The sequence below is a fragment of the bacterium genome, assembly GCA_040755795.1.
Lineage (GTDB): Bacteria > UBA9089 > CG2-30-40-21 > CG2-30-40-21 > SBAY01 > JBFLXS01.
The window spans coordinates 1-7855 of record JBFLXS010000138.1; the positions used below are offsets into that span (position 1 = coordinate 1).

Below are 7855 nucleotides of genomic sequence, written 5' to 3' on the forward strand. Positions count from 1 at the left end.
TTAATGACCCTCTGGGTTATCTTTTGGGACTCCAAAATGTCAAGAAATACAAAAAGATGGCAGAAAATGAGGTAAAGCAATGCCTGGGACCGTAGATATAGCCTTAAGTCCTACGCAACGCTCTCCAATTTATTCTTCGGTTTTGATTATATTATACCTTTACTTTCTATAGACATCGCTTTATATCTCAGCCTTCGTCTTTTCGCTTCGACCAGAGAAAAGGCACCCTAACAATCCATTCTTTTATCTTCCACAAACCAATTCCTGCAACAATGAACAATGGGGCTATAAAAATTACCTCAGCAATGGCTGACGCATAACTTGCTATTTTATAGCCTTCAGAACCTTCAAGAGGTACTGCTCCTGTAAGGAAGCCGATTTGGAGAAAGGTCATAATCAAGCCAATTATGAACATCAGCCCAGCTATGATTTTAATCCCCTTTGGTGCTTTGATTTGTTCATTCATCTTTCTTTAATCTGTCTAACGATGAGTTGAGTGGTTGCGGGGCTGGAACGTTCATTCAATATTGCTGATACTACTAATGCTTGAATTACCACAAATTGTAGAGTGCAGTTTCCACAATCCACTCCAACGATTTGTTATCTCAAATTGTTATCATCGTTATGAGCAGATTGTATCACACACTCGCTCTCTCGTTTTCTTACGCAGACACTAACTCGCGTGCTGACAATGGATCATACTGCAATACCATGATCTGGTCACGCCGCAACCCCAGCGATGCATACGCGCGTCCATCTCTGTCACTGAATTCAACCTCGAAAGCATTGCCATGCGCAAGAGTTTCTACCACTGTGCCAACTTGTCCGCGCCACAACTTGTGTTCGGGTATGTCAACAGTTAACGCTACCACGTCAAGTAGTTTGATAGAGTCCTTCATCTCATCGCCTCACCATTTTTTTACAGCGGATAGCAACTGGTCAATCTCGGATATGGCACGTCGGGCTCAATAATCCACGTGCTCCGAATCACTGCCTGTTTGCCTTTCCACTCCAATGTAAAATCAACTTGATATCGTTGTCCATAGTTATCTTTTAAGCCTAATTCAGCATCATACTCTCTTACTGCTTGCAGGAGAATATCACGCAAAACTTCAGCATCGTCAGTGGTTATGCCCAATGAGGTTGCGAATATGCGAGCTTTATGCTTACCCGTTATATGATTTGGGTTAAGGCTATAATTAAGAAGCTTACTAGTGCCTCTTCAAGATTGAATTCGTAGGTAGAGCAGCTTTTCCCCCTCAGCTTAATCCTCTCCCCTGAAGGGAGAGGGTAGGATGAGAAGGATTGCCTCTGCAGGAGCCGAACCCATCAAAATAAACTTGAAGAGACACTAGTATCCACTACAGCACGATTTGCATTTGGTACTTTCATCACATTGCCTCTAACTGTGTTTCCATAACATGACAACTTTTACGCTGATAATGCTTGGTGATTCCTGCTGCGTCTAACATCTGCGATACTCATCTTTGTCATTGTATTTTCAGGAGATAACGATAGAGTTCAGCGGCGGCGGGGAGAATTATCACCAAACTTTGTAAGCACGATTACCTATTGAAATACTATAAAACTCTCAATTACGGCACAGTCTCCCGCCGTCCGCTGCAACGATTTGTTAGACAAAAGATTCACTCTACAAGTGTTTTCTCATTTCTCACAGATTGCTAAACTATTTCATTTCAATAAGATTACAAAATCTATTCAACTTTCAAGGTTTGATCCTAATTTTATTCACTCTCATCAAGCGATAGCCCTATCAAATTCTGCGAGGGGAAAAGAGATAATCCTTTGAATCTGTTCGCGTTGCCATGCGATTTTCTCAAGATGTTTATAGACCGATGCGTCAAAATATTGCTCACCGCACTTGTTACATACCCAAGCAGGTACGTTTTCGACGTAAATCGTTTGTCCTTTGAAGCAAAACCTGGCCAAAACTCGCCGTTGCTCCATTTCCCCTTCACAGAATTCGCATTGATCCCCTTTCATCGTATCTACCTCCCCCTTATTCTTCCTTGATATATGCCGTGATAATCAGCAATACGCCTGACAGTAAAAAGCGACATACTACATAAGCACGGCGGTAATTAACGGTATGACCGAGTACTTCGTACCGAGTCCCACGTCGGTCGTGGGTAAACTTACGCATAATTTCACCTGTGAGGATAATGTTTTCAATGTCAGCCGCTACCAGAAAATCTTCTGCCATTTCGTCATTAGCATGTGAGCTAATGCGGTATCTTTGCTCACGAATGGCTTGTCGCATACGCTGCAGTACATCCATTTCATACTCCTTATCCTCGCTGTTCGATTTCAGGGCTAACGATTAAGCTCACCTGCAGCAGGGAGAATTACCACTAAACTTTCATAAGCAAGATAAAACTCTGGTAAACTACAAAACTATCTCAAACACATCCCCACCCCCCGCCGTCCGCTGCAACGATTAGTTAGGCAGAAGTTTCACTTCACCTTCTTTTTCTTTTCTTCTGGCTTACCAGAATTATTGTGCATTCCACATTCACGATCTGACCCCAATACTACCCTGACCCCAATACTACCCAAAAGTTCAGCTGGTTATATATATTATCGGAGGTTTTTTGCTTTTTCTTTAAAACCTATTTCACAGGTCGAATATTTTTTCTTCGAGTCCTTCGTGGTTTATTCTAACCGTTTTACTCGATATATTTCGCCTCTGTTGGCAGTAAGGCGAAGAATTTCAACCCAAGAATATATAAGATGCCAATAATGGCTACAATTCCGACTGCTTGAGTGATTTCTGGCAAACTGATAAAATAACTTCCAATCGTCCCATCCCCAAAAGGACTACGGACTTCATAGCCAGGAAATAGTTCTGACGGAAGCACCTGACCAGGAATAACAATAATAAATCTTTCGCAGAAAACACTAGATACAACCAGTGCTGAAGCAAAAACTATCCAACCAATAGATTTTTTAATAAAAAGTATAATGGCTGGCACAATAGAACCCATCAGTATCAGCCCAATCCAGAAAATCAGACAATATTTATTGCCACTAAATAAAAGGAAATGCGTTGCTTCATAGCTTGCGGGTGAATAAAGTCGGGTTAAATTCTCAACCGCAAGAAAATATAAAACAACAAGGATAAACGAAACCAATAGTCTGCTTAGACCTATAATTAGTTGCGGGTCCAAAAAGCGTCTGGTAACCTTAAAGGTTAGCACTAATAGAATGATAATTAAACCCGTTCCTGAAGATAAAGCCGCGGCAACGAAACTCGGTGGCGTTAGTGGTGAGTGGTATAATTCTCTGCCACTGGTAAAACCAAAAATCCCTCCAGTGCCACTATGCACACCAATTGCCCAGCCTACGGCTAAAACCCCAATTGCTTTAACCAATTTATCCTTTTCGGTAATCATTGCCCAGAGATAAACAATACAAATCAAGATATAAATTGAATATAGAAAGCCATTCCAGGAAAAGATAGATTTTGGATTAAGGTAGAAAAATGCCAGCATAATTCTTTCTGGCCGACCTAAATCAAGTCCAAGCGATAAAAGTGCTCCAACAAGCAACAAAGCGGCTAAATAAGCGGCTACACGGGCAAATCCTTTATATTCGGTTCTACCAAACACCGATGATAAAGATGACAGAACTAATGAACCCGCACTTAACCCAATAAAATAAATAGTAAGAATAATTGGTAGTCCCCAGGGAACCTGATTATTCATTCCAGTGAGATAATGTCCTTTGGTGAACATTAGATAGGAAGAATATAGTCCAGCAATAGCCATGATGCTAAGGATTCCTAATAAAAGATACTGAGTGGTTGATTTTCCTTCGATTTTGGTATAATATACTTTCATTCGTTACCTACCTTATAATCTGTAACCGTTCAGGATATAGCCACAGAGTCACAGAGAACACAGAGGGAATATATAAATGAATACAAATACAAAAAAATTTGTAGTAAGAGGCTTTAGCCTCGCTTCTGGCAAGCCAAAAGGTGAACCTAAAAATTCGCACTACATTTATGGAATGTCAAAGGTTAATTCGTGTACATTTGTGGTTAATTTCCTTAATTCTCTGTGAACTCTGTGCCTCTGTGGCTGAACGCTTACTATAATCCTAAATAATACACCTTTGGTTTTGAGCCTAAATCCGGGCGAATTGGGTGTGCTTTACCGCTTGCGACTAATTTAGCCACTTCACTGTTTGGGTCATTTAAGTTACCAAAAAACATCGCCTTGTTTGGGCAGGATACCACACAAACTGGCATCTCCCCGTTATCTACACGGCTCACACAAAAGTCGCATTTTTCCACTACCCCATGTTGTCGTTTTGGGGAATCAGAATTAGTATATCCTTCTTGATGTTTAAACACAAAAGACCTGGATTTATACGGACAGACAATCATACAGTATCGACAACCAATGCACCGGTGTTCATCAACTAAGACAATGCCATCTTCGCGTTTAAAAGATGCCTTAACCAGGCAGACCTTAACGCAAAACGGGTCTTCACAATGATTGCATAATAAAGGAACAGGTTGAGGTTTGGCGTCTGGCACCTTTGGTGTTACCGTGGCGACTCGAATCCAATAATTATCCAAAGACACATTATTTTCTTTTCTGCAGGCATCCATACACACACTACAGCCTTCGACGCATTTGGTAACATCAATCACCATTCCCCATTTATTTTTTGCACTGGCTTTAATATCCTTTGCTAATAGAGAAGAGACCAATTGCGGTAATGGTCCCATTGCGGTTCCAATAGCCAAGCCGCCGCCTATTTTGAGAAATGTCCGTCTATCCATCTTTATTTTCCCTCCCGGGCAATATGGCAATTCCAGCAATTCGGTTGGACATCAACATAATTATGACATCTATCACAAAAATCTGCTTTATTGGAATGACATTTCATACAGGTTTTCTGAAGACTTTTTTCGTATCTGACTCCATCAATAATTCCAACCTCTCTATTACCATGACGAATGACTGCCTCCCTCCATTCGTGAAGCAATTTCATATGTTCAGTCCTCATTACATCTTTTGGCTTGACACACTCTTTTTTAGACATTTTATTGATAACAGGCGTGTCAAGACCTGGTTCAGGTTTACCTGATGCCTTCACCAGATTATAGAAGAATGGAAAAGTTATTAATCCCACAAAAATAATCAAACCCGGAATTATTTTGCCTTTATCATACATTTTTATACTCCTATGTTTTTGGTAACCATTCAGCCACAGAGGCACAGAGTTCACAGAGAATTAGAGAAATTAGCCACAAATGGACACGAATTAACCTGTGACATTCGATAAATGGTAACCGTTCAGGGTGTAACGAAGGGGAAATGGAGAAATCAGGGAAAAGGGGAAAAAGTATTCTTATTTTAGTAAGAAAATCATATTATTTAGAATGTCATTGACAACTGATGAAACCTTCTGCTACCTAATTCCCCTATACCCCTTTCCTTTCTCCCCATTTCCCCTTTTCTCCTTATTTACACCTGAACGCTTACGATAAATGTAATGCGAACCTTTAGGTTCGCTTTCCTGCTTGCCAGAAGCGAGGTTAAAGCGTCGCACTACAAATCTTTTTATTATTCGTGTTCATTCGTGGTTATATATTCCCTCTGTGTTCTCTGTGACTCTGTGGCTATATCCCTGAACGGTTACTGTTTTTGGTAAATGGTAACTAGTGAATGGTAATTAGTTACCACTTACCATTCACCAGTTACCAGATTCCCTTTCTCCGTTTCTCGGAATGTAACCTTTTATATTTCAACTATATTCGGCAGTTCTTCACCCCGCAAATTAGTGGTTCTTTCTTTTTCTCCTTTCATCACGAGTGCATTTGCCACTAACTCAGTCACACCCGTTACATCCACCCCCGGCACCCAGTAATTCATCAAAGGAGGCAGGGCGGCGCGGTCAATGGCACAGATGCAGGCAAGCATATTTACGCCATATTGTTCCTGAACATACTTGACGGCCATTGCCCTGGGTAGTCCGCCCCTAAGCCGCAATTCCATATTTTCGGAGGCATTCAACCCTGAACCACTTCCACAACAAAATGTTTTTTCTCGAATAGTTTCATCAGGCATTTCATAGAAATGGGGACAGACATTTTTTATAATATAGCGTGGTTCTTCAAACATTCCCATTCCGCGGGCAACATTACAAGAATCATGAAAGGTTACTTTTAAATGGTCATTTCGTTTTGGGTTAAGGTTAAGTTTTCCATGTTTAATTAAATCAGCGGTAAATTCTGAGATATGAATCATTTTTGTTGATTTGGCATTCTCAAATTTCGTGCCTGTGATGGGTGAAAGAGGCACTTCAAGGAAATCTGCAGGTCCGTTCCAGGTATCCATATATTGATTTATCACTCGCCACATATGACCGCATTCGCCACCAATAATCCACTTAACTCCTAACCTTTTTGCCTCAGCGTATATTTTAGTATTAAGTCGTTTTGCCAGTTCCATCGAGGTAAAAAATCCAAAATTCCCACCTTCAGAGGCGTAAGTACTCCATGTGTAATCGAGTCCGAGTTCGTGGAATAGTATCAAATAGCCCATACAGGTATAGGTGCCCGGGTCAGCAAACAGGTCACCCGATGGTGTAACAAAGAGTATTTCTGCTCCTTTTCTATTGAAGGTTGGTGATACCCGCACACCTGTTTTTTCTTCTATTTCATCAAGCAGGAAATCAATGGAATTTTTAATCGTATGCGGTTCAAGTCCTAAGTGATTTCCTTTTATATAACAGTTTGCGGCTGGACCGGCAATCCATTCTATATTTAACCCCAAAAGATTGAGCAGTTCGCGGGCAATCATTGTAATTTCGGCAGTATCAATGCCGTAGGGACAAAAAACAGAACACCGGCGGCATTCAGAGCATTGATAGAAATAATACCACCATTCTTTGAGCACATCAAGAGTAAGTTTTCGCCCACCGGCTAACTTCCCCAGAACCTTTCCTATATTTTTAAAATTTCCTCGATAAACTGACCGAAGTAGTTCTGCTCGTAATACTGGCATATTTTTCGGGTCGCCTGTGCCAAGAAAATAATGACATTTATCCGCACAGGCACCACAGCGGACACAAATATCCATAAAAATCTTAAAAGACCGATATTTTTTCAGTCGCTCAGCCATCCCTTCTAAAACTATCTCCTGCCAGTTATGAGGAAGTTTCCAGTCCTCATCAAGCACAGACCAGGTTCTTGGATTTGGGAAATCTACGGTTTGCAGGCTTTTCTCCTTTGCCCCATAGCAGAACATCCCTTCCTTCTTTTCAACCGGGAGATCCATCCATGATTTTTGTGGAGGTTTATAATTTATTTGAGATATTATTTCTTGAGGTTTTGGTTCTTTAGCCATGTTCACTCCTTTTGGAAGTATTTTTGCTTTTGCCACAGAGGCACAGAGGGCACAGAGAATTATTTATCAAATAACTCTCTTAAGTTTCCTCTTTGAGAAGACGGTTGTTAGAATTAATCGTAACTATTCAATCCCCGATGGACACGGATAAAACACTGATTTTTTTAAATCCAATTCTATAATTACCTCTTTTCTATCATTTCCTCTCTGTGTCCTCTGTGTCTCTGTGGCTAATCCTCTGTGGTTAATCCTTTTCCACCGGGATACCCACCTGTTTCATCTTTTCGCGGTAGTGCTCTTCGTATTCTTCATAAGTATGAACTTTTACTGGATAATTCCAGGGATTAATATGTCTTTTCATCCGATTATTATTTGCCAGATTTCGAGTTGGACTCAGGAAAATTCCTCCCATATGCACCAGTTTGCTAAATGGGAAATATATCAACAGTATGCACACTAAAAACAGGTGG

General features: G+C 40.7%; 11 protein-coding genes. 1 reads left to right on the forward strand and 10 read right to left on the reverse strand.

Going from position 1 to position 7855, the window contains the following annotated elements:
* Window positions 1-187: 187 nt before the first annotated feature.
* The 6 genes from AB1414_10120 to nrfD all read right to left on the reverse strand — a co-directional run bounded on the left by AB1414_10120 (window position 188) and on the right by nrfD (window position 3860).
* The gene (locus AB1414_10120; GenBank protein ID MEW6607788.1) at window positions 188-466 is read right to left on the reverse strand and encodes a hypothetical protein; all 279 of its coding nucleotides are present in this window, start codon (window positions 464-466) and stop codon (window positions 188-190) included.
* Window positions 467-662: 196 nt separating this feature from the next.
* The gene (locus AB1414_10125; protein MEW6607789.1) at window positions 663-899 is read right to left on the reverse strand and encodes a DUF4926 domain-containing protein; all 237 of its coding nucleotides are present in this window, start codon (window positions 897-899) and stop codon (window positions 663-665) included.
* A gap of 20 nt (window positions 900-919) precedes the next feature.
* Entirely contained in the window at window positions 920-1177 is a 258-nt protein-coding gene (locus AB1414_10130) for a DUF6883 domain-containing protein (GenBank protein MEW6607790.1), read from the reverse strand.
* Window positions 1178-1758: 581 nt separating this feature from the next.
* Complete coding sequence (locus AB1414_10135) at window positions 1759-2004, reverse strand: YgiT-type zinc finger protein (protein MEW6607791.1); 246 nt, start codon at window positions 2002-2004, stop codon at window positions 1759-1761.
* A gap of 16 nt (window positions 2005-2020) precedes the next feature.
* Window positions 2021-2299, reverse strand: a complete 279-nt coding sequence (locus AB1414_10140; GenBank protein ID MEW6607792.1) for a DUF4258 domain-containing protein — start codon at window positions 2297-2299, stop codon at window positions 2021-2023.
* 388 nt (window positions 2300-2687) lie between these two features.
* Complete coding sequence (nrfD, locus tag AB1414_10145) at window positions 2688-3860, reverse strand: NrfD/PsrC family molybdoenzyme membrane anchor subunit (GenBank protein MEW6607793.1); 1173 nt, start codon at window positions 3858-3860, stop codon at window positions 2688-2690.
* A gap of 76 nt (window positions 3861-3936) precedes the next feature.
* On the opposite strand from nrfD, the gene AB1414_10150 reads away from it, so the two are divergent.
* The gene (locus AB1414_10150; GenBank protein MEW6607794.1) at window positions 3937-4086 is read left to right on the forward strand and encodes a hypothetical protein; all 150 of its coding nucleotides are present in this window, start codon (window positions 3937-3939) and stop codon (window positions 4084-4086) included.
* Window positions 4087-4114: 28 nt separating this feature from the next.
* On the opposite strand, the gene dsrO is transcribed toward AB1414_10150, so the two are convergent.
* From dsrO to AB1414_10170, 4 genes are all read right to left on the reverse strand, one after another.
* The gene (dsrO, locus tag AB1414_10155) at window positions 4115-4813 is read right to left on the reverse strand and encodes a sulfate reduction electron transfer complex DsrMKJOP subunit DsrO (protein ID MEW6607795.1); all 699 of its coding nucleotides are present in this window, start codon (window positions 4811-4813) and stop codon (window positions 4115-4117) included.
* A 2-nt stretch (window positions 4814-4815) separates the two neighbouring features.
* The gene (dsrJ, locus tag AB1414_10160; GenBank protein ID MEW6607796.1) at window positions 4816-5208 is read right to left on the reverse strand and encodes a sulfate reduction electron transfer complex DsrMKJOP subunit DsrJ; all 393 of its coding nucleotides are present in this window, start codon (window positions 5206-5208) and stop codon (window positions 4816-4818) included.
* A 566-nt stretch (window positions 5209-5774) separates the two neighbouring features.
* Entirely contained in the window at window positions 5775-7385 is a 1611-nt protein-coding gene (gene dsrK, locus AB1414_10165) for a sulfate reduction electron transfer complex DsrMKJOP subunit DsrK (GenBank protein ID MEW6607797.1), read from the reverse strand.
* Between the two features lie 244 nt (window positions 7386-7629).
* On the reverse strand, window positions 7630-7855 hold a 226-nt coding region (locus AB1414_10170; protein MEW6607798.1), incomplete at its 5' end, for a menaquinol oxidoreductase.